Origin of the sequence: Streptomyces sp. NPDC058464, from assembly GCF_042721035.1 — a bacterium.
Lineage (GTDB): Bacteria > Actinomycetota > Actinomycetes > Streptomycetales > Streptomycetaceae > Streptomyces.
Window position 1 is genome coordinate 80,147 of the sequence record NZ_JBHXMA010000018.1, and the last position, 21,499, is coordinate 101,645.

At 72.6% G+C, this 21,499-nt stretch carries 21 protein-coding genes; 11 read left to right on the top strand and 10 right to left on the bottom strand.

Annotation, left to right across the window (positions count from 1 at the left end; all coding sequences use genetic code 11):
- The first annotated feature begins 248 nt into the window (after positions 1-248).
- Positions 249-1,448: a glycoside hydrolase family 3 N-terminal domain-containing protein gene (locus ACFWPQ_RS23720; protein WP_384038119.1), complete on the top strand. Its 1,200-nt coding sequence runs from the start codon at positions 249-251 to the stop codon at positions 1,446-1,448.
- Here the strand turns inward: ACFWPQ_RS23720 and ACFWPQ_RS23725 are convergent.
- A complete protein-coding gene (locus tag ACFWPQ_RS23725) occupies positions 1,408-2,253 on the bottom strand; it encodes a DUF2236 domain-containing protein (protein WP_384038121.1) in 846 nt (281 codons plus the stop codon). The two genes, ACFWPQ_RS23720 and ACFWPQ_RS23725, sit on opposite strands and share 41 nt — an antisense overlap.
- Positions 2,254-3,105: 852 nt before the next feature.
- Between ACFWPQ_RS23725 and ACFWPQ_RS23730 the strand changes: the two genes are divergently transcribed.
- Positions 3,106-4,365: a hypothetical protein gene (locus ACFWPQ_RS23730; protein WP_384038124.1), complete on the top strand. Its 1,260-nt coding sequence runs from the start codon at positions 3,106-3,108 to the stop codon at positions 4,363-4,365.
- Here ACFWPQ_RS23730 and ACFWPQ_RS23735 read toward each other — a convergent pair.
- Entirely contained in the window at positions 4,360-6,765 is a 2,406-nt protein-coding gene (locus ACFWPQ_RS23735; RefSeq protein ID WP_384038127.1) for a tetratricopeptide repeat protein, read from the bottom strand. The genes ACFWPQ_RS23730 and ACFWPQ_RS23735 overlap by 6 nt on opposite strands.
- Positions 6,766-6,904: 139 nt before the next feature.
- Positions 6,905-7,696 (bottom strand): hypothetical protein, encoded by a 792-nt coding sequence (locus tag ACFWPQ_RS23740; RefSeq protein ID WP_384038130.1) that lies wholly within the window; start codon positions 7,694-7,696, stop codon positions 6,905-6,907.
- A 425-nt stretch (positions 7,697-8,121) separates the two neighbouring features.
- On the opposite strand from ACFWPQ_RS23740, the gene ACFWPQ_RS23745 reads away from it, so the two are divergent.
- The 3 genes from ACFWPQ_RS23745 (at position 8,122) to ACFWPQ_RS23755 (ending at position 11,072) form a co-directional block, all read left to right on the top strand.
- Positions 8,122-8,790 (top strand): DedA family protein, encoded by a 669-nt coding sequence (locus ACFWPQ_RS23745; RefSeq protein WP_384038132.1) that lies wholly within the window; start codon positions 8,122-8,124, stop codon positions 8,788-8,790.
- Between the two features lie 246 nt (positions 8,791-9,036).
- Positions 9,037-9,699: a response regulator transcription factor gene (locus ACFWPQ_RS23750; RefSeq protein WP_384038135.1), complete on the top strand. Its 663-nt coding sequence runs from the start codon at positions 9,037-9,039 to the stop codon at positions 9,697-9,699.
- A complete protein-coding gene (locus ACFWPQ_RS23755; protein ID WP_384038138.1) occupies positions 9,696-11,072 on the top strand; it encodes a sensor histidine kinase in 1,377 nt (458 codons plus the stop codon). Before ACFWPQ_RS23750 ends, ACFWPQ_RS23755 begins: the two co-directional genes overlap by 4 nt.
- 46 nt (positions 11,073-11,118) lie before the next feature.
- Here the strand turns inward: ACFWPQ_RS23755 and ACFWPQ_RS23760 are convergent, their stop codons facing one another.
- Positions 11,119-12,399 carry a multidrug effflux MFS transporter gene (locus tag ACFWPQ_RS23760; protein ID WP_384038141.1) on the bottom strand — a complete coding sequence of 427 codons (1,281 nt, stop codon included), beginning with the start codon at positions 12,397-12,399 and terminating at the stop codon, positions 11,119-11,121.
- 62 nt (positions 12,400-12,461) lie between these two features.
- On the opposite strand from ACFWPQ_RS23760, the gene ACFWPQ_RS23765 reads away from it, so the two are divergent.
- A complete protein-coding gene (locus ACFWPQ_RS23765) occupies positions 12,462-12,983 on the top strand; it encodes a MarR family winged helix-turn-helix transcriptional regulator (RefSeq protein WP_384038145.1) in 522 nt (173 codons plus the stop codon).
- 130 nt (positions 12,984-13,113) lie between these two features.
- Entirely contained in the window at positions 13,114-13,746 is a 633-nt protein-coding gene (locus ACFWPQ_RS23770) for a TetR family transcriptional regulator (RefSeq protein WP_384038148.1), read from the top strand.
- A gap of 37 nt (positions 13,747-13,783) precedes the next feature.
- On the opposite strand, the gene ACFWPQ_RS23775 is transcribed toward ACFWPQ_RS23770, so the two are convergent.
- Positions 13,784-14,791 (bottom strand): zinc-dependent alcohol dehydrogenase family protein, encoded by a 1,008-nt coding sequence (locus ACFWPQ_RS23775; protein WP_384038151.1) that lies wholly within the window; start codon positions 14,789-14,791, stop codon positions 13,784-13,786.
- A gap of 119 nt (positions 14,792-14,910) precedes the next feature.
- Entirely contained in the window at positions 14,911-15,273 is a 363-nt protein-coding gene (locus tag ACFWPQ_RS23780) for a helix-turn-helix domain-containing protein (protein WP_361306107.1), read from the bottom strand.
- Between the two features lie 327 nt (positions 15,274-15,600).
- Here ACFWPQ_RS23780 and ACFWPQ_RS23785 point away from each other — a divergent pair, with 327 nt between their 5' ends.
- Positions 15,601-16,029 (top strand): VOC family protein, encoded by a 429-nt coding sequence (locus ACFWPQ_RS23785; RefSeq protein ID WP_384038154.1) that lies wholly within the window; start codon positions 15,601-15,603, stop codon positions 16,027-16,029.
- A 70-nt stretch (positions 16,030-16,099) separates the two neighbouring features.
- Here ACFWPQ_RS23785 and ACFWPQ_RS23790 read toward each other — a convergent pair whose 3' ends face one another.
- From ACFWPQ_RS23790 to ACFWPQ_RS23800, 3 genes are all read right to left on the bottom strand, one after another.
- Positions 16,100-16,522, bottom strand: coding sequence for a hypothetical protein (locus tag ACFWPQ_RS23790; protein WP_361288013.1), 423 nt, complete (start codon positions 16,520-16,522; stop codon positions 16,100-16,102).
- A gap of 132 nt (positions 16,523-16,654) precedes the next feature.
- Positions 16,655-18,052: a dihydrolipoyl dehydrogenase gene (gene lpdA / locus ACFWPQ_RS23795; RefSeq protein ID WP_384038158.1), complete on the bottom strand. Its 1,398-nt coding sequence runs from the start codon at positions 18,050-18,052 to the stop codon at positions 16,655-16,657.
- A 66-nt stretch (positions 18,053-18,118) separates the two neighbouring features.
- Positions 18,119-18,817 carry an SDR family oxidoreductase gene (locus ACFWPQ_RS23800; protein ID WP_384038160.1) on the bottom strand — a complete coding sequence of 233 codons (699 nt, stop codon included), beginning with the start codon at positions 18,815-18,817 and terminating at the stop codon, positions 18,119-18,121.
- Positions 18,818-18,995: 178 nt separating this feature from the next.
- Between ACFWPQ_RS23800 and ACFWPQ_RS23805 the strand changes: the two genes are divergently transcribed.
- The 3 genes from ACFWPQ_RS23805 to ACFWPQ_RS23815 all read left to right on the top strand — a co-directional run bounded on the left by ACFWPQ_RS23805 (position 18,996) and on the right by ACFWPQ_RS23815 (position 21,163).
- The gene (locus tag ACFWPQ_RS23805) at positions 18,996-19,496 is read left to right on the top strand and encodes a winged helix-turn-helix transcriptional regulator (RefSeq protein WP_384038161.1); all 501 of its coding nucleotides are present in this window, start codon (positions 18,996-18,998) and stop codon (positions 19,494-19,496) included.
- Between the two features lie 111 nt (positions 19,497-19,607).
- Positions 19,608-20,114, top strand: coding sequence for an SRPBCC family protein (locus tag ACFWPQ_RS23810; RefSeq protein ID WP_384038164.1), 507 nt, complete (start codon positions 19,608-19,610; stop codon positions 20,112-20,114).
- A complete protein-coding gene (locus ACFWPQ_RS23815; protein WP_384038167.1) occupies positions 20,114-21,163 on the top strand; it encodes an LLM class flavin-dependent oxidoreductase in 1,050 nt (349 codons plus the stop codon). Before ACFWPQ_RS23810 ends, ACFWPQ_RS23815 begins: the two co-directional genes overlap by 1 nt.
- A 10-nt stretch (positions 21,164-21,173) precedes the next feature.
- Here ACFWPQ_RS23815 and ACFWPQ_RS23820 read toward each other — a convergent pair whose 3' ends face one another.
- Positions 21,174-21,461 (bottom strand): hypothetical protein, encoded by a 288-nt coding sequence (locus ACFWPQ_RS23820; protein WP_384038170.1) that lies wholly within the window; start codon positions 21,459-21,461, stop codon positions 21,174-21,176.
- Between the last annotated feature and the right edge of the window lie 38 nt (positions 21,462-21,499).

The following is a 21,499-nucleotide window of genomic DNA, read 5'->3' on the forward strand; positions in this document are numbered from 1 at the left end:
CCCGCCCCCCTCCCCTCCAGAACCCCCCCCCGGGGTCGCACCTCCCCCCCCCCCCCCCCCCTGCGCCCGTGCGGTGGGGCCGGGCCCCCCGCCCCCCCCGCCCCCCGACGGCTCCGCCCAGGTGCCGACAGCACCCGTTCGGCGTAACGTGTTCGGGGGAATGAACCGGTCGCGGGCCATGCGGTCCGATGTTGTCCGTCGGCCCGGTGGTCTTCGTGGCGTGCACCCGTATGAGTCAGGAGCGCATCGTGGGGACACCTGTTCGTCGGCGCGCGCGCGGCGGCTCCGCTGCCCGGCGCGCCACTGTTGGACTCGTCACCACCGTGCTCGCCGCCGGTGTGTGCACCGTACCGGCCGCGGCCGAGACCGTGTCGGCGCAGCCGGCGGCCGCCGCGGCCGGCTGCGCCGACACGGTCTACGCGGGGATGACCCAGGCACAGCGCGTCGGCCAGTTGTTCATGGGCGGCGTCGCCGCCACCCACCCGAGCACCACGGATCTGCAGACGCTGCGCACCTACCACGTCGGGTCCGTCATGCTCACCGGGCGCAGTTCCGCCGGGACCACCGCGACGCGGAAGGTGGTCGACGCGATCCGCGCACAGGCCGACACGGTCGGCGGGCACCGGGTCGGGCTGCTGGTCTCCACCGACCAGGAGGGCGGCCAGGTCCAGGTGCTCAGCGGCCCCGGTTTCTCGGTCATGCCCAACGCCCTCACCCAGGGCACGTGGAGCACCGCGACCCTGCGCAGCCGCGCCCAGACCTGGGCGCAGCAGCTCAAGGCGGCGGGCCTCGACCTCAATCTCGCCCCGGTCGCCGATGTGGTGCCGGCGAGCCTCGGCACCCGGAACCAACCGATCGGCCACTTCTACCGCGAGTACGGCCACACCCCCGCCGTCGTGACCTCGCACACCGGCGCCTTCGCCGCGGGCTTCCGCACGGCCGGGGTGATGACCACCTTCAAGCACTTCCCCGGACTGGGCCAGGTGATCGGCAACACCGACACCACCGCGAACGTCGTCGACTCGGTGACCACCGCGACCAGTTCGAGCCTGCAGCCGTTCCAGAGCGGGATCAAGGCAGGTGCGCCGTTCGTGATGATCTCGTCGGCGAAGTACACCAAGATCGACTCGAAGCACCTGGCCGCGTTCTCGCCGACCGTCATCAACTCGCTGCTGCGCACCAAGTTCGGCTTCAAGGGAGTCGTCATCTCCGACGACCTCGGCCAGGCGGTGGCGGTACGCGCCTACACCCCGGCCCAGCGGGCGGTGCAGTTCATCGGCGCCGGCGGCGACATGGTCCTGACCGTCAAGGCGTCGACCGTGCCGGCGATGGTGCAGGGAGTGCAGGCCCAGATGGCGAAGGACGCCTCCTTCCGCACCAAGGTCGCCGCCTCCGTGCACCGCATCCTCACGGCCAAGGCCGCGGCCGGCCGCCTGACCTGCAGCTGAGACCCGTCGCCTGGGCGCGCCCGCCGCGCCGGACGCGTTCGGGCAGCGGCGTACGGTAGTCCGGCAGCAGACGCAGGACGTGGAACGAGGACTTCAGGAACAGTCGGACGACGCGTTCGCGGCGGGGGCTGAGCCGGCCGATCCGGTGGAGCCGGCTGACCCGCTCGCCGGCGAGGTAGCGGGTCAGGTCCCTGCCGAACGCCCGGAACGGCGCGGGGAACCAGCGGCCGGCGAAGTGGTCCATCATCGCGGTCGCCACGGCGTGGCCGGCTTCCGTCGGCCCGTACGGCCGCGCGTCGAACTTCACGGCGAACTCGGTCATCGCGTCCCAGTCCTCCGGAAAGTACTCGTCGGCCAGGGGGCCGGACTCGCGTTCCAGAAGGCGGAAGAGCGTCTGCGCCCAGCGGTGCCAGGCGGTCTTCATGGGTTCAGTCGTGCCGGGCAGTCCCAGCGAGGTCTGCAGGCGGTCGCCGTAGGTCGCCAGCAGGACGAGGGGGTAGACGAAGTCGTCGGTGTCGTCGAAGTTGCCGGGCAGGTGCGGGGTGGACCGGGCGATCGCCAGGTGGATGCGGTTGAGCCGGGCGGCCGCTTCGCGCCCCGCGTCGCTGGACAAGCCGTCCACCATCCAGGCCATCAGGAGGTCGTTGGCGTCCCGGTAGCGCCGCTCGGGTCTCGTCGTCAGCTTCGCGGTGTGCGCCAGGGTCGCGGCCGTGGCGCCGGGCTGCATCATGCGCATGGTGCCCGGATAGAGCGTCATGGCCAGGGCGAACTCCGGGATCTTGTAGCCGACATAGAGCGATATCATCCGCTCCCATTCGGATTCCGGGTCCAGCCTCGCGAGTTCGCGGTCCACCCACTTGTACCCACGGCGCAACGTCCGTTCCCCTCACGTCGAAGCCACGCGCTCCACCGCCCCGGCGTCGCCGGGAACGTGGCACCGCACCGGCGGAAACTCCCCGTGGAGCAAGACGCAGAAAACGCGTGCACGGCTCCGCCCCACCCCGGGGACGGCGTCCGGGCCGGTCACCGGGCCCTCGATATCATCTGGCCCGGCGCCGGTGACGGGGCGCCGTCGGTCGATTCAGGGGGACGGGCCAACGGTGACGAGTGGGGCGGTCCGGCTGCGGGTGCCGGTGGGCGAGGACGCGGAGCGGTGGATCACCCGGACCGGCTGCCGACGGGTCCTGTTCGTCGTGCACAACGTGACGTCGGCGACGCGTCTGCTGGACGTACTCCCGCTGTTCGACGGCGACATCCGGGTGCAGATGTTCGCCACCTGCACAGGGTCCTCCCCCTTTCTCGCCGGGGTGCCCGAGTTGCTGGCCGCGGCGCAACTGCCGGTCCTCCCCTGGGAGCAGGCCAAGGAAACGGAGTTCGATCTGGTGATCTCCGCGAGCTACGGCGGTGAACTGGCCGCGCTTCGGGGCAGGTTGGCCGTTCTGTCGCACGGCGTTGGCTACAATAAGAGGCTCGCCACACCGGACACCGGACACCGGACACCGGACACCGGACACCGGACACCGGACACCAGGCCCAGGCGCCGGTCTTCGGCCTCTCGCCGGAGTGGCTGCTGGAGGACGGGCGTCCGCTCGCGACCGCCACCGTCCTCTCGCACCCCGAACAGCTGGAGCGGCTGCGCTCGGCCTGCCCGGAGGCGGTGGCCACCGCCGTCCTCGCGGGGGACCCCTGCTACGACCGTATCCTCGCCGCACTTCCCGAACGCACCCGCTTCCGGCGCGCCCTGGGCGTGGGGCCCGGTCAGCGGCTGGTCCTCGTCAGCTCGACCTGGGCACCGCGCTCGCTGTTCGGCGGAGCCGGAGACACCGAGACGGACGATCTGCTGCCCTGGTTGCTGTCCCGCCTGACGGCGGAACTGCCCGCCGACGAGTACCGGTCGGTCGCGGTCCTGCATCCGAACATCTGGTACGGCCACGGCCCGGGTCAGGTCCGGGCCTGGCTCGGCAACGCACAGCAGGCCGGCCTCGACGCCGTCCCTCCCCTCGACGGCTGGAGACAGGCCCTGATCGCCGCCGACTGCGTCATCGGCGACCATTCCAGCGTCAGCTACTACGCGGCGTCCATAGGCACCCCCGTCCTGCTCGGGGCGTTCCCCGAAGAGGACCTCGACCCGCTCTCGCCGGTGGCCGCACTGGGCCGCACGGCCCCCCGCCTGTCCCGCCGGGACGGTCTCCGCGCCCAGATCGACCGGGTGATCGCCGGACATGACACCGGCCGCTACAAGGAGCTGGCGGAGCAGACGAGTTCGGCCCCCGAGGAGTCGGCCGTTCTGCTGCGTCGCCTCTTCTACGTCCTCATGGGGGTGCCGGAGCCGGGGCATCCGGCGCTGCTCGACCCGCTGCCGCTGCCGTCCAGTCGGCCCGCTCACCGGACCGCGCCGGTCCGGGTGCTCGTCGGCGGGATCGGTGCCGATCCGCCGGAGGTCGCCCTCAGCCGGTACGCCACGGTCGGCGGCGAGCCGGACCCGTCGGAGGAGGCGGCCGTGGCGGCCGACTCCGCGCACACGGTGGTGGACGAGGAGACCCGGGACCGCGGCCGGCTGCGCATCGCCGACATCGTGGTGCGGCGCGCGCCCGCCGACGACCCGCGACTGGGCCCGCCCGCCGCCTGGACGGCGGAGGCGCTCGGCCGTTACCCGTACTGCGGGCTGGCCGCCTACGTCGACGGGCCGGACCGGTGTGTCGTACGGACCCGCGAGGGAGATCTCCTGAGGCTGTCCGCGGCCGCGGCCCCCGACGGCCGCGCCGACCTGTGCGACCCCGCCGTCTACGCCTCGGCGCTCTACGCGTGGCTCGCGAGCGGCCGCGACCTGGCCCGGGCCATGCCCGGGATCACGGTGCGCACCGGTTCCGCGACCCACCTGGTCGCCGTGGAGACGGCGGCTCCGGCCGGGTCATGAGCCGGTGCCCCGGGTCTCCGCGTCGGCCTGCCGCAACCGCACCCGGTCCACGCCGAGCCGGTCGCCGTGCTCCTCGTAGCACGCGGCGGCGGCCATGAGGTCCGCGGCCTCCTCCGCCGCGTGGCCCAGCCGGTGATGGCACCGGGACCGCACGTCGAGGGCGTCGGCGAGTTGCAGCCCGGCGCCCGCCTCGGTCATGGCCTTGACGGCCTCGTCCAGGCACACGCGCGCCTGCTCGGCGTCTCCCGCGTCCAGGTGGGCGTCGCCCAGACTCATGTAGACGCGCGCGGCGTTGTAGGAGTCGCCGCCGCCCGGCAGCCGGCGGAAGCGTGCGAGGGCGTCGTTCAACCGGGCGACGGCTTCGCCGTAGCGTCGCTGCTTGGTCAGGGCGCGGCCGATGTGGTGTTCGAGCAGGGCCGTGGCACGCGGCAGGTCCTCCCGGCCGTCCTCGCCCGGACCGATCCGGCGCAGGATCTCCTGGGCCTCCTCGAAGCACCGCTGGGCCGCGGGGAACTCCCACCGTTTGAGATGGAGCAGCCCGAGCACCTCGACGGCGGTGGCCTCGCCCCGGTGGTGCCCGCAGGCCCGGTCCGCGGTCCGGGCGTTCGCCAGCGCGGCCGCGGCGTCGTCCGCCCGGCCCTCTCCCATGTAACCGAAGGCGAGTTGGGTCCACATCCGGCCCACGGCACGCGGGTCGCCGAACTCCGCCTCGACGCTGCGGCGGGCGGCCTCGACGCCGAGCAGGTGCGTGTCGACCCACTGCGCGTGGAAGCCGAGCATCAGGTGCAGGCCCCACATGGCCTCGCACAACTGCCAGACGAGGTCGTTGAGTTCGTGGTGCGCGGCGGCCCGGACGACGGCGGCGAGGTTCTCCCGTTCGCGCCGCAGTTCCGCCAGCGCGTGCCTGCCGTCCGCCGGGTCGCGATGTTCCGGAAGGACAAGTCCCCGGTATGCGGGCCCGAGCCGCCATCTCAGCGGCATCACCCTGAAGTCCGCAGCCGCCGCGAAGCGCAGTTGCGCGACCGCCACCCGGCGGACCGCGGCCGCCATGCGGCCGTGACCGTCCTCGGCGGCCGCGAGTCCGCGGGCGTGGGCCCGGGTCACGTCGTGGAACCGGTAGCGTTCCTCCGCGACCTCCTCCAGCAGGTGCGCCCCGGCCAGCTGCTCCAGCAGCGTCCGTGCCTCGTCGGCGGCGATCCCCGCGGCGTGGGCCGCGACCGCGACGGTCACGGTCGGCCAGGGCCACACGGCGATCGCCCGGTACAACGCGGCGCTCTCGGGGGTCAGTTCACGGTACGCGACGTCATGGACGAGACGGACGGGGTCGCCCGGAGCATCGGGGGTCGGTCCGCCCGCGGCGGTGCCTTCCCGGTCCCCACCCCCGTGGTTCCGCCCGGACAGCTGCTCTGCGACACGTTCCCAGGTCAGGTGCTCCCGTAAGGCCAGGCCCGCACCTGTGGTGCACACGGCGAGGGGGATGCCGCCCGTGCCCTCCGCGACGGCCCGGACGACGGCTTCCGGCGCGGGCGGCCGGTCGCTGCCGGCGACCCGCCTGATCAGGGTGACGGAGTCCTCCGTCGACAGCGGCCCGAGCGCGCACGGCCGGGCTCCGTGACCGGCGACCAGACGCCCGAGCCGGTGCCTGCTCGTCACCAGGACCAGGGACTCCGGCGAGGCCGGCAGCAGGGGGATCACCTGCGCGTCGTCATGGGCGTTGTCCAGTACGACGATCAGACGCCGGTCGGCCGTGCAGTCGCGGTACAGGTCCCGCTGCCGCGCCTCGTCCCCCGGCACCATGGCGGGCGGCACGCCGAGCCGCTCCAGGAAGCGTGCGAGCACGTCGGAGGGCGGCAGGGCCGTGGCGGCCGACGCTCCCTCCAGGTCGGCGAACAGGGCGCCGTCGGGAAACCTCGCCAGCAGCTCGATCGCGCTCCGGACGGCGGTGGCGGTCTTGCCGATGCCGCCCGGCCCGGTGAGCACGGCGATCGCGGGCGCGCCCGGTGCGCGGTCCCCGTCGTCCGGCAGCTCCGTGATCCACGCGAGCACGTCCTCGCGGTCGGTGAAGGCCGCCGTACCCGGTGGGAGCATCTGCGGCCGGGAGGCGCCGGGTGCCACGGCGGGCACGCTGCGCGGCGCCAGCCAGGCGGCTTCCCGGACCCATTCCGTCACCTCGCGGGAGAACTCCGGCGAGGTACGGGCGTACTCCAGCAGGCTCGAAGCGGCGGCCGCCCGCTGGTCCGCGGTGACCGGGAGGGAAGGCGCGGCCGAATCGCCGCCGGCGGCCCCGGCGCGGCTCCTGCTGAGCAGGTCGTAGAGCCGCTCGGAAGTTCGCCTCCCTGCCTCGCCTCCCGCCCCTGACAGGGCGCCCGAGGCGACCGTGCCGACAGCCGAGAGCACCATTCCCACCAACGGTTCCACTCAGGACTCCCCCAACTCGCCGTTCCCGCAATGGTATCGATGCGGTCCGACGAGTCGCCGTGACGACGGCACGCGGAGGCCGCCGGGGTGTCGGTGTTTCTCAGGCCTCAGCTCTCAGGCCTCAGGCCGCCTCGGCGCCGGTGGTGTCCCGGTGGGAGACGGCCAGGTAGCCGACGAAGCAGGCGATGGCGGCCGTCCAGGCGAGGGTCACCGGTGCCAGTCCCAGGGCGAGCCCGCCCCGGGCGTGGCCGACCGCCATCCAGTCGGCGAGCGAGGCGCCGAGGGGACGGGTGATGACGTAGGCCGTCCAGAAGGCGGGGACGGCCTTCAGGACACCGCCGCGGTGGGCGATCGCGGGGACGCAGATCGCGACGGCGAAGAGGACCACCGAGCCGAGGTAGCCGAGGCCTGCGGTGGCGGTCAGGTCGCCGGCGGCGGTGCCGAGGGCGAACGTGGCGAGGACGGCCGCCCAGTAGAAGATCTCGCGGCGGCGGGTGCGGATGCCGTGGATGGACAGGGTCCGCTCGACGGCGTACCAGAGGGCGAAGACCGCGGTCAGCACGATGACGAAGAACGGGGTGGAGAGGGTGTAGGGCACGCCGAGACCGACGTGCAGGACGTCGGCCGCCATCGTGCCGAACACGCTGACCATGACGACGGCGGTCCAGTACACCCAGGCGATGTACCGGCGGACGGCGAACTGCACGGCCAGGGAGGCCGCCAGGGCGAGGCCCCCGAGACCGACGGCGGGGATCGGGCCGAGAACCCGGGCCAGCAGGTCCGACGCGGTCTCGCCCATACCGGTGGTGAGCACCTTGATGATCCAGAAGTAGGCGGTCACTTCCGGCACCTTGTTCGCCATGGTGCGGAGGGGAACGCGGGAGCGGTCGTCGAGGAGGTGCTCTGTGGTCATGATCGGCACGATGACACGCTGGGCTCCCGGCGCCACAGATGTCTTTGCCAAGGCTTTGGCGCCTCTGGTGCATGAGTTTCTGGTTCGCCCGCCCAACCTGAACGCAACCTGACTGCGTAGACGAAGTCCCTGGTCAGGAGGTTGTGCAGGTGGTACGGGGGCGCATTCGGGTGCCCCTGGGGAAACCGCCGGCGGTTTGCCGGTGCCTCGGCCGAGGAGTCGGGCCCCGTGGACAGCCGTCCACGGCCGGGAGACTTCCACTACATTGCGTAGCGGTCTGCGCACGGCGAGGCCCTCCGCCGGCCGCCCCGAAACGACGTGGGGCGAGCGGGCCCGGCGATCGTCTACAGTTTCCTGCAGTGTCTACAATGCTGTAGTCGTCCAGGTGTCCCACGTGAAGCCGTCCGCCGGAAAGGGCCCCGTTCATGACCACTCCGATGCTCGCGACGTCACAGCTGGCCGTGAACGTACTCGACGCCCATTCACTGCTGGCGGCCTTCGGCGTGCTCGGCGTCGGGGCGGTGATGTTCGCCGAGACGGGACTGCTGGTCGGGTTCTTCCTGCCGGGCGACTCCCTGCTGTTCACGGCCGGCCTGCTGTGCACCGGCTCGGCTCAGGGCAGTCTGCACCTGTCCCTGGGCCCCCTGCTCGTGGCGGCGGCCGTGGGCGCGCTGGCCGGGGCGCAGTTCGGATACCTGCTCGGCCGCAAGGCCGGCGGAGCACTGCTCGCGCGCAGCCGTTCCCCGCGTCTGCACGAAGGGGTGAAGCGCGCCGAGGAGTTCCTCCAGCGCTACGGTCACGCGAAGGCCATCGTGCTGGCCCGCTTCGTGCCGGTGGTGCGGACGGTGCTCAATCCGATGGCCGGTGCGCTGGAGGTGCCGGTACGGACGTTCACCCTGTGGCAGGTCGTCGGCGGACTCGCCTGGAGTGTCGGCCTCACCCTCGGGGGATACGCGCTCGGCTCGTCGATCCCGAATGTCGACCGGTACCTGCTGCCGCTGGTGGCACTGATCGTGCTGGTGTCGCTGACCCCCGTGCTCGCCGAGGTGTACCGGGGCAGGCGGGCCGCCAGGTCCGAGGAGGGACGCGGGTGACCGTCCCGGCCGGGGCCGTCCGGCCCGGCGCCGCCGTCGGGTACCGCGTCGCGCCGGCGGGTCCCACCCGAGTCCGTCCGGGCGCCCGCGTCCGGCCCGGCGTACGCGCCGGTGCATCCGCGTCTTCGGTGGGCGGCCGTCCACGACCGGGCGGCTCGGCCTGTGCCGGTGCACGGAGACCCGGCCCGCTGCCCGCCCGGTCCGTCCCGGCCTCGGGCCGTACGGCCGAGGCTCCGACGGAGGACCATGCGTCACAAGATCCTGGTCGTTGAGGACGACCACGCCCTGCGTGACGTGCTGCGCCGCGGGCTGGCCGACGAGGGGTTCGAGCCCGTGCCCGCCGCCGACGGTGCCACCGCCCTGCGGCTGACCACCCACGCCATCGACGCGGTCGTCCTCGACGTCGGACTGCCGGACGCGGACGGGCGGGATGTGTGCCAGGCGATGCGCGCCAACGGGTTCGCGGCCCCGATCATCTTCCTGACGGCCCGCCACCACCTCACCGACCGGCTGTCCGGGTTCTCCGCGGGGGCCGACGACTACCTTCCCAAGCCGTTCCACCTCGCCGAACTCGTCGCGCGGCTGCGGGCGACGCTCAAACGGGCCGCCCCGCCGACGGTGTCCACGGCCGGAGACCTGGTCCTGGACGCGACCCGGCACAGCGCGAGCGTCGGCGAGGCCCACGTCGAGCTGTCCCCGACGGAGTTCCGGCTGCTGGCCACCCTGGTGGCCGCGGGCGGCGGCATCGTGAGCCGCCGCGACCTGGTCAGGGCCGCCTGGCCGGACGGTGCCCAGGTCAGCGACAACACACTCGACCAGTACCTGAGCCGGCTGCGCCGCAAGCTCCGCGAGGCGGGCAGCGACCTGAGCCTGGGGACGGCGCGCGGGATCGGCCACCGGCTGTCATGAAGCGCTTCCTGCGGCCCCTGGCCCCCCGCACGCTGCGCGGCCGGCTCTCGCTCGTGGCACTGACCACGGCGGCCCTTCTGATGACCGTCCTGACCGTGGCGTTCAACACCGTGCTGGACCGGCATCTGCAGCATCAGGCGGACGCGGAGCTGCGCAGCCGTGCGGACGCCGTCGCCACCACCGTGGACACCAGCGGCCCCCGGGTACGGGTCCTGGAGACCGTCAACGACCGGCTCCTCGACGCCAACGTCTGGATCTACACGGGAACACGCCTGCTGGAGAAGCCCCCGTCCACCGCCGCCGACAGCACCCTGACCGAGGCCGCCGCGCGGCTCGCCCGACGGGGGGACGGCGTCTGTACGACGGTGGCGGCGGGGCATCCCCGGTCCGTCCGGCTGTGCGCCCGTGCCATGTCCGGGAACCGCGGCACGGCGACGGTCGTCACCGCCCTGGACCTCGCCCCGTACCGCAACTCGGCGGCCGTCGTGCTGCTTGGCTCCCTGGTCCTGGACTCCGTCATGCTCGCGTGCACCTACGCGCTGACCCGCCTCGCCGTGGGACGGGCGCTGCGTCCGGTGCGCACCATGACCGACCAGGCAACCGAGTGGAGCGCCGTCGGCTCCGACCAACGGTTCGGCGCGGCCCACCATCCGGCCGAACTCGCGCGCCTGGGCACCTCGCTGGACTCGCTCCTGGACCGCATCCGGACCGTGCTGCGGCACGAGCGGCAGCTGACCGGGGAGCTGTCCCACGAACTGCGCACCCCGCTCACCCGGATCGTCATCGAGCTGGACTGGTGGCGGGCCCGGCCGCGCTCCGCCGCCGAGACCCGCGCCACGCACGAGGTGATCGCCGAAGCCGCCCAGGCCATGCGCACCATCTGCGACACCCTGCTGGACGACGCCCGCAAGGAGGCGCACACCGCCGCCACCGCCCCCGGCGCCACGGCCGTCGTGCCGGTGCTGTGCCGGCTGGTCGACCGCCTCGGAACGCCGGAGCAGGTGGCGGCCGTCGTCGACGCGACGGTTCCCGAGCTGGCGGCGGGCGTCCGGCCGGCTCTGCTGGAACGCATCGTCAGCCCGCTCCTGACGAACGCGGTCCGGTACGCGCGCTCCACGGTGACCGTGTCCGCGCGGCCGGTGCCCGGCGGTGTGCGGATCAGCGTCACCGACGACGGTCCGGGCGTACCGGAGGCGTTCGTGGGCGACCTCTTCCAGCCCGGCCGCCGGGCCGACCCCGACGACGGGCACGACGGCGCGGGTCTCGGACTGCCGCTCGCACGGCGCCTGGCCCGGGCCGTCGGCGGCGAGGTGTCCCACGATCCCGCCTACACCTCCGGCGCCCGCTTCCTGACCGACCTGCCCGCCGGGTGAACCACCGCGGCCGAGTGAGGCCTGGCGGCAAGGGCCCCTTCTGCTGTTACGCCGTGCGGACCACCGGCTCCCCGCGCCCCTCCCAGGGCCGGGCCAGCCCCACCAGTGCCAGCCCCGCCGCCGCCAGCGCGCTCAGCATGACGAACGCCATCGGCCGGGAGCTGTCCGACCCGAACACGCCCACCAGCGGCGCCGCCAGGGCTCCGAACAGGAACTGGAAGCCGCCGAGGAGCGCGGACGCCGCGCCCGGAGCCGTGCGGCCGACCGCCTGGCCGATGCTCATGGCGCTGGGGAAGACCAGGCCGATGCCACCGGCGGTCACGAACAGCGTGGCCCAGGTGCCCGCGAGGGTCTCGCCCGCGGTCACCACCAGCAGGACCTGCGCCAGCGCGCCCAGCAGGGCGATCCCGACGCCGGCCGAGAGCAGGGTGTTCAGGCGGGTGCCGCGTCCGGCCAGGTGGGCGAAGGAGGCCCCCGCGGCCAGCATGGCGACGGCGTTGGTGGCGAAGATGAGGGAGTAGGTGGTCGAGGAGACGCCGTGCAGGTCCTCGAAGACGAAGCTGGAGCCGCTGACGTAGGCGAACAGAGCGGCCGAGACGAGGGCGACCACCAGGACGTACCCCATGAACGTACGGGCGGCGAGCAGCGCGCCCATGGCCCGGAAGGTCCCGGCGAGTCCGCCGCGGTGACGCCGCTCCGGCGGCAGCGACTCGGGCACCGCCCGCACGACGGCGAGCAGGAGCAGTACGCCCAGCACGGCCAGCACGGCGAAGACCGCCCGCCACGTGGAGACGGCCAGGACGGCCCCGCCGAGCACCGGCGCGGCGATCGGCGCCACGCCGATCACCTGTGACAGCACCGCGAAGTAGCGCGGCAGTTCGGGTCCGTGGAAGCGGTCGGTGAGGACGGCCCTGGCCAGCACCATGCCGGCCGCGCCCGCGACACCCTGGAGGAAGCGGGCGCCGGTGAGGGCGGCGATGTCCGGGGCGGCGGCGCAGCCGACGGAGCAGAGGACGAATCCGGCCGCCCCGGCCATGAGCAGCCGGCGCCGGCCGAGGCCGTCGCTGAGCGGGCCGATGACCAGCTGGCCGACGACGAGTCCGGCCAGGAAGGCGGTCATCGTCAGCTGCACGGCGGAGCCGCTCGCCCCGAGTGCCTTGCCCAGCGCGGGGAAACCGGGGACGTACATGTCCGTCGCGAGCGGGGCGACGGCGGTCAGCGCGCCGAGCACGGCGATGAGAGCGGTGGCCGCACGACCCGAAGGCGCAGGTCCGGCGGTGTCGGGGACGGCGTCGGCGCGATTGCGCGAGGATGACGGAGCTGCCATGAAAATAAAGGTAGCCGATAGTTCACCAGCTAACAAATATGGAGAGCGAGAAGACGAGCCGCATGCCCTCCCCCAACCCCTCCACCCCGTCCGCTCCGTCCGCCGCGGACGTCGGCGCCCAGTGGGCGGCGCACAACCCCGGCCTGGACACCTCCCCCATGGAGCTGGTCGGGCTGCTCAAGCACGCCACCGGCCTGCTCTACCGCTCCGTCGAGCCCCTGTATGCGGGTGCCCCGCTCACCGCGCCGGAGCTCGACATGCTGATTCCCCTGCGGCACGCGACCGAGCCGTTCATCGCCCGGCGCCTCGCCGAGCGGCTGGGCCTGTCCCGCGCGGGGGTCAGCAAGACCCTCGGCAGGCTCGAGCAGCGCGGTTTCATCACCCGTACCCCGAACCCCGCCGACCGGCGCGCCGCCCTGGTCACCATCACCGAGGCCGGCGCGAAGGCGGTCGACGACCTCTTCCCCCGGCAGCTCTCCGTCGAGATCGGCCTGCTGGACGGCCTGGGCGAGGACCGCGAGTGGGTGACCAAGGCGCTGCGACGACTGGTCGCGGCCATGGAGTCGCGCCCGGGGCACGGCTGACACCCGGCGACGGGAGCCCCGGGCGATTGCTGCCGCAATTGCTGCTGTAGGGGATGCTCCAATTAGAGTGCTCACTGCAGGGGCGGCCCACCACCGGGCCGCCGCGATCCCGTCCCCGAGAGGCGCAGAGATGACCGGGCCGCAGACGGCGCGCAGGAAGCGCGCGAACGGGGTGGAGTCGCGCCGGCGCATCCTCGACGCCACCGTGGAGATCGCCGGCGAGCGCGGCTACGAAGGCACCTCCATCGCGGCCGTCAGCGCCAAGTGCGGGCTGCCCGCCAGCTCGATCTACTGGCACTTCAAGGACAAGGACGACCTGATCGCCGCGGTCATCGAGCGCAGCTTCGAAACCTGGCTCATGGCCGTGGAACTGCCCGGCGAGGACGCGGGCACCCCGCTGGAGCGGGTCACCATGATGGCCGCGAACGTGGCCCGGTCCCTCGTCGCCGCCCCGGACTTCCTGCGCCTCGGTCTGATGCTCGCGCTGGAGCGCCGCCCCACCGAGCCCCGCGGCCGTACGGTCTTCCTCCAGGTCCGCGAGACCGCCCACCGGCGCATCGCCGAGATCGTCGCCGGCCTGTTTCCGGCCCTGGCCGAGGACGTCGTGGACACCCTCACCACCTATGCCGTCGCCGGCGCCGACGGCCTGTTCGTGCACCGGGAGGTCAAGGGCGACTCGGTCGACCTGGTCGCCCTGTTCGAACTGCACGCGCGGCTCATCCACGACGCCGCCGTCCGGATGGTGGCCCAGGCGGAGCGCTGACGGCCGGCACGTCGGCGCCCCGCGCGCGGGTCCGGGCTCAGGACGCGGCACCCTCGTGGGTGACGGTGACGACGATCTTGCCGACCTGCTCGTTGGCCGCCATGTAGCGGTGCGCCTCGACGATGTCCTCGAGGTCGAAGGTGCGGTCGACGACAGGGTCGAAGGATCCCGAACTCAGGCCCGCGTTGACGAACGCGACCGCGCGGCGCAGCCGCTCGGGGTCCGTGGTGATCTCGAAGAGCGTGTAGGTGCTGCTGGTCAGCGCCGGGAAGGACTGGGCGTTGGGCAGCGGGGTGGGGCGCGGGTCGAGGGCGCCGTAGACCACCAGGAAGCCGCCCGGGGCGATCCCCTGGGCGAGGGTCTCCACACCGGGTCCCGCGACGGGGTCGAAGGCCAGGCGGACGCCCTCGCCGCCGGTGATCTCCTTGATCCGGGCGGGCAGGTCCTCCTCGTCGGTGACGATCACGTGGGCCGCGCCCGCGTCCAGGAGGCGCTGCTTCTTGCCGGCGCCGCGCGTGGTGGCGATCGGGATCGCGCCGACGTGGCGGGCGATCTGGATGGCGGCGAGTCCGACACTGCTGGAGGCCGCGGTGATCAGGACATGGTCCCCGGGCCGCACCTGTCCACTCTCGGCGAGGGGTCCGTAGGCGGTGATGTAGGCCATCCACACGGCCGCCGCCCGGACGGGGTCGACCTCCGCGGGGCGGGGCACGACCGCCGAGGCCGGGACGATGACGTGGTCGCCGTACGTGCCGTAGTCGGTCTGCAGGAACTGCGGTACGACCGCCACCGGGTCGCCCTCCGAGAGGCCGTCCACCCCCTCGCCGACCGCCTCGACCACACCGGCGGCCTCGTAGCCGAGCAGGGAGGGGTAGACCGGGGCGTAGAAGTAGGCGCCCTCGCGGAACATGATCTCGGCGCGGTTCAGACCGATCGCGTCGACGCGGATCCGGACCTCCCCCGCGCCGGGCGCGCCGACCTCGACATCGCGGAGGGTGAGGACCTCGGGTCCGCCGATCCGGTCGAACTGAACGAGTCTTGCCATGGTGCATCCGTCCTAGGGGCAGGGTTCGGGGAGGAGACGCGCCGGGTCGGCCCGGCGCCTTCTCCCACCCTGCCCCAAGGTTCGATGGCCGTCAAATTTTGAGCGCGATCGAAATAAGGTCACCGGCCGTCTCGGGCCGTGGTCGCTGCCGCCTCCCCGGCCGCGGCGGCCAGCACCGCGGAGAACAGCCCCGGGAACCGCAGCTCCAGCTCGTCGGTGCGCAGCGTGTTCATCTTCGTCGTCCCGACGTAGTACTGCCGGATCACACCGGCCTCGCGCAGCACGGCGAAGTGGTGGGTGAGCGTCGAGAGCGACACGGGCGCGACGAACGTCCCGCAGCTGAGGTCCTCCCCCGCGCGGGCCAGCTGCGCCACCACCATGCGGCGCACCGGGTCCACCAGCGCCTCCAGCACCTGCTGGAGCGAGACCTCCGACAGCTCGGGGTGCTCCACGGTGCGGGCGGCGGTACGGGGGCGGGCCACGGTGACTCCTCGGGGCGGCTTCTGGGCGGTCAAGTCATAGTACGACCGCCATCAAAACCCCATCCGCCGCCGAAATCTTCCGCCGGACCGCCCGGCACCCGCGGTCGTCCGGCGTGGCGGAGAAACGCGTTGCCCCGGCTCGTGACGGTCACTAAGGTCGGCCGGGTGACTGCCGGGTCGGCCATGGGCCACGCACGAGTGAGGTTCCCGGCCTCGGCGTGAGCCCGAGGCGGGCGAGAGGCCCGCCGTCATCTCCGCGTCCTCGCCCCGGCGCCCCTGTGCGGCGCCCGTCCCAGCGGATGTTCCGAGACCGGAGAGACCACACCGATGCCCCTTGCCCAGCCACACCCGCACACGTCCGAGCTGCCACCGGCAGCCGTCCAGCTCGACCACACCGCCGTGTACGCCAGCGACCGGAACCTGTCCGCCGGGTTCCTCGCCGCGATCCTGGGCCTGGAGGTCGGCGCCCCGTTCGGCCCGTTCCTGCCCATGGACCTCGGCAACGGCGTGACGCTCGACTACTACGAGAAGCGCGACGAGCCGATCCAGTCGCAGCACTACGCCTTCCTCGTCCCCGAGGAGCGGTTCGACGGCATGATCGGTCGTCTGGAGACGGCCGGGGTGACGTACTACGCCGACCCGCACCACACCCAGCCCGGCCGGACCAACGGCCTGTTCGGCGGTCGGGGCGCCTACTTCGAGGACCCGGACGGCCACAACATGGAGATCATGACGCGGCCCTACGTCCGCCCGTAGGCCCGGGGCCCCGGCTCGTGGAGAGGGTGGGCCCGTGCCTTCGTACGACGGCACGGGCCCACCCGGAGTGTCAGGCCTTGCCCAGCAACTCGCGTACGTGCTGGACGATTTCCTCGTTGGTGTAGGCGTGCCCCCCGATGCCCCAGCCGCCCGGAACGGCCTCGGTCAGGGCGACCCAGGTGCGCTCGGCGAGCGAGGGGTCGCCCGCGGCGGCGGCCACCAGTTCCGACAGCTCCTTCACCAGGCCGAGCTGCTGCTCCCGGTCGAGCGCGCCCGCGTTGGTGGTGACGGTGACGCGCACGTGGTCGTTTCCGCCGCCCGCGGTGGAGAACCCGTCGGCGTCCAGCTCGTGGACGAACGCGGCGGTGTTGTCCGAGAAGAACGGGATGGCCGGCACCTTCTCCCAGCGCATGATCGCCTGAGCGAGATCCTGCGCGAGGGCCTTGCGGTCCTTGATGAGCCCCTTGGCGGCGTACACGTCGATCATGGGCATGCGATGGATCCTCGCTTTGTCTCGCGTCGAACTCTTCCCGCCGATCGTGTCCGGCACGGGAGCGCGCGAGATCCCGTGATGTGCGTAGTCCGGGCACCGGGGACGCGTAGGCCCGGGGTGCCGGGCGGCCCGTCAGAGGTTGATCATGTGTCCGGCGAGCCCGTGCAGGGCGTCCTGGACCGCCTCGCTCAGCGTCGGGTGGGCATGCACGTTCCGGGCGAGCTCGTGCACCGTGAGGTCCCATTTCTGGGCGAGCGTCAGCTCGGGCAGGAGCTCCGTCACGTCCGGTCCGATCAGGTGGCCGCCGATCAGTTCGCCGTACCGGGCGTCGCTCACGAGTTTCACGAACCCGACCGTGTCACCGAGGCCGTGCGCCTTGGCGTTGGCCGTGAAGGGGAACTTCGCCACGCGCACGTCGAAGCCCTGGGCGCGGGCCTCGGCCTCGGTCCAGCCGAAGCTGGCGATCTGGGGCTGGCAGAACGTGGCGCGCGGGATCATGCGGTAGTCCAGCTCCATGGTCTCCGCACCGGCGATGCTCTCCGCGGCGACGATGCCCATCGCCTCGGCGGTGTGCGCGAGCATCAGCTTCGCCGTGACGTCGCCGATGGCGTAGATGTGCGGCTGGCTGGTGCGGCAGAACCCGTCGATGTCGATCGCGCCGCGCTCGGTGAGCCGTACCCCGGTGCTGCTCAGTCCGTAGCCGGCCGTCCGCGGCTGGAAGCCGGTGGCCTGCAGGACCTTCTCCGCCTCCAGGACCTGCTCCGAGTCGCCGGACCTGACCGTCACGCGGACGTTGTCCGCCGTCTCCTCGATGGACCGCACGGCGGTGGAGGTCAGGACCCGGATGCCCTGCCGCTTGAAGCGCCTGGTCAGCTCGGCGGAGACCTCCTCGTCCTCCAGCGGGGCGATCCGGTCCAGGAACTCCACCAGCGTGACCTCGACGCCGTACGACCGCAGCAGATAGGCGAACTCGACGCCGATGGCCCCGGCACCCGCGATGACGATGCTCGCCGGAAGGCTGTCGGAGAGGATCTGCTCCTCGTAGGTGACGACGCGCCTGCCCAGCGAGGTACCGGGCAGCAGCTTCACGGTCGAGCCGGTCGCGATGATGCAGGAGCGGAAGGAGAGCGTCGTCTCGCCGTCCTTCAGGCGCACCTGCAGGGTGTGGGGGTCGAGGAAGGTGCCCTGCCCCTCGAACTGCTCGATCTTGTTCTTGCGCATGAGGTAGCCGACGCCCTTGACGCGCCCGTCGGCCACCACCCGGCTGCGCTCGTAGGCGGCACGGTAGTCCAGGCCCACCTCCCCGCTGATCTTCACGCCGAACTTCTCCGCGTCGTGCAGGATCAGCTGGGCGACCTCGGCGTTGCGCAGCAGCGCCTTCGCCGGGATGCAGCCGATGTTCAGACAGACGCCACCCCAGAAGCGGCCTTCCACGATGGCCGTGCGCAGGCCCAGCTGGGCGGCGCGGATCGCGGCCACGTAGCCGCCCGGCCCGGCTCCCAGGACGACGACGTCGAAGTCGGTCCGCATGGCTCCACCTCACCGTTGTGTCGAGTCGATCTGCTGACTCCACGGTCGCACGATCGGGTCGCGTGATCAGCCGGTCGGGTAGAGGAGATCGAGCGGACCGGACAGCGCGGCGCGTACCCGGCGGGCCGTCTCGTCGACCAGGACCTCGGGCTCGTCGCGGGCGATCGCGTCCATGGTCTGCGCGGCCACCTCGGCCGCGTCCGTCTTCGGCTCGTCGAGCCCCGCGGTGGCGTCGGTGTCCACCCAGCCGACGTGCACGCCGACGACCAGCGTCCCCTGCTCCCGCAGGGCGACCCGCAGCGCGTTGGTCACCGACCACTGTGCCGCCTTCGACGCGGCGTAACTGGGGAACCGCTTGGTCGAGCGCCACGAGGCCACGGACAGCATGTTCACCAGGGCTCCCCCGCCGTTGGCGGCGAGCACCGGTGCGAAGGCCCGCGAGACGGCCCAGGTGCCCAGGTAGTTCACCTCCAGCTCCTGCCGGGCGCCGTCCAGGGAGCCCTCCAGCAGGGGCGGCCCGGCCTGGATGCCCGCGTTGTTGATCACGATGGTCGCATCGGACGCGGTCCGCGCGGCGGCCTCGATCTGCTCGGGGTCGGTGACGTCGAGGCGGAGCGGTTCGAGACCCGGCTCCGTGAAGTCCTCCGGCCTGCGTACGCCCGCGTACACCCTGGCCGCGCCGCGGGCCAGCAGGGCGCGGCAGAACGCCATCCCGATGCCCCGGTTCGCCCCGGTCACCAGCGCGACGGATCCCTCGATCTTCATGGTCGGACACCTCGATCCACGGTTCACGGCCGCCCGGCGGGCGGCGCGGCCCCCGCTTCATGCTGCGGCCTGCGCGAGCCGCGCACATCCCGTGGGGTTCGTGGTGCGGGCGGGCCGGTGACTACGCACCCGGGGAGAAGCTGCTGGGTTTCATCATGAGACTCGCTATCGTGGAGGCATGAAACGGACCTCGTTCGCCAAGTGGCCGTGCTCCATCGCACGGACCGTCGATCTGCTGGGTGACCACTGGACGCCGCTGGTGGTGCGGGAGGCGTTCTACGGGATCCGCCGCTTCGACGAGTTCCGGCAGGAACTGGGCATCGCCCGCAACACGTTGACCGACCGGCTGCGCCACCTGGTGGACGAGCGGATCCTGGAGAAGCGGCTGTACGAGGCCGAGCCGCCGCGCTACGACTACGTCCTCACGGAGAAGGGGCGGGACCTGTTCGCGGTGCTGGCCGCGATGTCCGCGTGGGGCGACCGGTGGCTGGCCGGGGAGCGGGGCGTGCCCGTGGTCTTCCACCACGAGGCCTGCGACCACGACACGACCGCCGAGGTCGTCTGCGCCCAGTGCCGTACGCCGCTGCGGTCGGAGGAGACCTCGATGCGGATGGGGCCCGGTTATCCCGAGCGGCTCAGGCAGCGGCCGGACATCCGCCGGCGGTTCGGCACCGACTGACCACCCCGCGGCGCCGCGAGCGCACCACCTCTCGACAGGACTCTTGACAGGGAGAGTCTCATCTAGCAACTCTGGAGGTCGGAACGCTGGACGGCAAGGAGGCCGACGGTCTTGGAGTGGACGGGCGCGCGCTACGCGGACAAACCCACGATCGAGGTGCGGACCTGGATCGACGCCCCACCGGCCACGGTGTGGGCCCTGGTCAGCGACATCGAGCTGATGCCGGACATGAGCGAGGAGCTCGTCTCCGTCACCTGGCTGGACGGGGCCGCCGCTCCGGCGGTGGGGGCCCGGTTCGTCGGCCGCAGTGAGCACGAGGCGCTCGGGAAGTGGGAGACCACCTCCCATGTGATCGAGTGCGAGCCGGAGTCGGTGTTCGCCTGGGCGGTGCAGGATCCCGCCGACCCCTCCGCGGTCTGGCGGTTCCGGCTCGGCCCGAAGGACGGCGGGACCGAACTGTCGCAGTGGATGCAGCTGGGGCCGGGGCGTTCCGGGCTGTCCTTCGCCATCGACCGGATGCCCGACAAGGAGCAGAAGATCGTGTTCGTACGGCTGCGGGAGTTCGAGCGTGGCATCACCGCCACCCTCGCGCAGATCAAGAAGCGGGCGGAGGCGTGATGCGGACGGCGACCACGATCGAGGCCTCGGGCGGCGCACACTGGTCCCAGCAGGGCGACTTCGTCGTCGAGGCCGAGAAGCTGGGCCTGGACGTCTGCTGGGTCGCCGAGGCCTGGGGCTCCGACGCGCCCTCCGCGCTCGGCTACTACGCGGCGCTCACCGACCGGATGCTGCTCGGCTCCGGCGTCATGCAGCTCGGCACCCGGACCCCGACGGCGGTGGCCCAGACGGCCATCACCCTCTCCAACCTGTCCGGCGGGCGCTTCCTGCTCGGCCTCGGCGCCTCCGGCCCGCAGGTGATCGAGGGGCTGCACGGCGTCTCCTTCGCCCGGCCGCTGCGGCGCATGCGCGAGACGGTGGAGATCGTGCGGCGGGTGGTCGACGGCGGCCGGCTCTCGTACTCCGGCGCGGAGTTCACCCTGCCGCTGCCGGGCGGCGAGGCCGTCCCGATGCGGCTGTCGATTCGCGCCGAGCACGAGATCCCCGTCTACCTCGCCGCGCTCTCCCCCGCCATGCTGCGGCTGACCGGCGAGGCCGCCGACGGCTGGCTGGGCACCAGCTTCGTGCCCGAGGGCGCCGCCGACGCCTACTTCGCTCACCTCGACGAGGGCCTGGCGCGCAGCGGCCGTACCCGTGCGGACCTGGACGTCTGCCAGGGCGCCGAGGTCGCCTTCGCCGCCGACGAGGAGGCGCTCGGCGCGATGGTCGCCGGACGCAAGAAGGAACTGGCCTTCAGCCTCGGCGGAATGGGCTCGGCGTCCACCAACTTCTACAACAGCGCCTACAGCCGGCAGGGCTGGGCCGAGGTCGCCGCCGAGGTGCGCGAACGCTGGCAGGCCGGCGACCGGGACGGTGCGGCCGCTCTGGTCACCGACGAGATGGTGCTCGGTACGACGCTGATCGGCACCGAGGCCATGGTGCGCGAGCGCCTCGCGGTCTGGCGCGACGCCGGCGTCGACACCGTCCGCCTCTACCCGGCCGGCGACACCCTGGAGGACCGGCTCACCACGCTGGGGCGGGCGATCGAGCTGGTCCGGGAGGTCGGCTGAGAGGTCCAGGTCACTTGAGGGCGGCGGTCCGAGCCGGCTCCTGCTCCTGCGCGTGCTGCTCGTTCCAGAGGTCGGCAAGCTCGCCGAGTGCGCTGTTGATGCGGCCCAGTTCCCAGAACAGGTAGCCGCCGGCCAGGGCGAACGGGATCCACTCACCCCAGTGGAAGAGGAGAACCGGCATGTACAGCAGGCCGACCAGGACAAGGAACTTGACGAGGACCTCGGCCGCGTAGGCCTGTCTGCGGGCGACGACGGCCTGCTCTCCTCGTCCGTGGCTCCACTGGAGGCGCGATTTCATGACTGCTCCCTCGAACAGGCCGCAACCGGCGGACAGTT

Excerpts from the sequence above, each read along its gene's own strand:
- ACFWPQ_RS23725 (WP_384038121.1), bottom strand. The coding sequence starts at position 2,253 with ATGATATCGCTCTATGTCGGCTACAAGATCCCGGAGTTCGCCCTGGCC.
- ACFWPQ_RS23735 (WP_384038127.1), bottom strand. The coding sequence starts at position 6,765 with ATGGTGCTCTCGGCTGTCGGCACGGTCGCCTCGGGCGCCCTGTCAGGG.
- ACFWPQ_RS23740 (WP_384038130.1), bottom strand. The coding sequence starts at position 7,696 with ATGACCACAGAGCACCTCCTCGACGACCGCTCCCGCGTTCCCCTCCGC.
- ACFWPQ_RS23745 (WP_384038132.1), top strand. The coding sequence starts at position 8,122 with ATGACCACTCCGATGCTCGCGACGTCACAGCTGGCCGTGAACGTACTC.
- ACFWPQ_RS23750 (WP_384038135.1), top strand. The coding sequence starts at position 9,037 with ATGCGTCACAAGATCCTGGTCGTTGAGGACGACCACGCCCTGCGTGAC.
- ACFWPQ_RS23755 (WP_384038138.1), top strand. The coding sequence starts at position 9,696 with ATGAAGCGCTTCCTGCGGCCCCTGGCCCCCCGCACGCTGCGCGGCCGG.
- ACFWPQ_RS23760 (WP_384038141.1), bottom strand. The coding sequence starts at position 12,399 with ATGGCAGCTCCGTCATCCTCGCGCAATCGCGCCGACGCCGTCCCCGAC.
- ACFWPQ_RS23765 (WP_384038145.1), top strand. The coding sequence starts at position 12,462 with ATGCCCTCCCCCAACCCCTCCACCCCGTCCGCTCCGTCCGCCGCGGAC.
- ACFWPQ_RS23770 (WP_384038148.1), top strand. The coding sequence starts at position 13,114 with ATGACCGGGCCGCAGACGGCGCGCAGGAAGCGCGCGAACGGGGTGGAG.
- ACFWPQ_RS23775 (WP_384038151.1), bottom strand. The coding sequence starts at position 14,791 with ATGGCAAGACTCGTTCAGTTCGACCGGATCGGCGGACCCGAGGTCCTC.
- ACFWPQ_RS23785 (WP_384038154.1), top strand. The coding sequence starts at position 15,601 with ATGCCCCTTGCCCAGCCACACCCGCACACGTCCGAGCTGCCACCGGCA.
- ACFWPQ_RS23790 (WP_361288013.1), bottom strand. The coding sequence starts at position 16,522 with ATGCCCATGATCGACGTGTACGCCGCCAAGGGGCTCATCAAGGACCGC.
- lpdA (WP_384038158.1), bottom strand. The coding sequence starts at position 18,052 with ATGCGGACCGACTTCGACGTCGTCGTCCTGGGAGCCGGGCCGGGCGGC.
- ACFWPQ_RS23800 (WP_384038160.1), bottom strand. The coding sequence starts at position 18,817 with ATGAAGATCGAGGGATCCGTCGCGCTGGTGACCGGGGCGAACCGGGGC.
- ACFWPQ_RS23805 (WP_384038161.1), top strand. The coding sequence starts at position 18,996 with ATGAAACGGACCTCGTTCGCCAAGTGGCCGTGCTCCATCGCACGGACC.
- ACFWPQ_RS23815 (WP_384038167.1), top strand. The coding sequence starts at position 20,114 with ATGCGGACGGCGACCACGATCGAGGCCTCGGGCGGCGCACACTGGTCC.
- ACFWPQ_RS23820 (WP_384038170.1), bottom strand. The coding sequence starts at position 21,461 with ATGAAATCGCGCCTCCAGTGGAGCCACGGACGAGGAGAGCAGGCCGTC.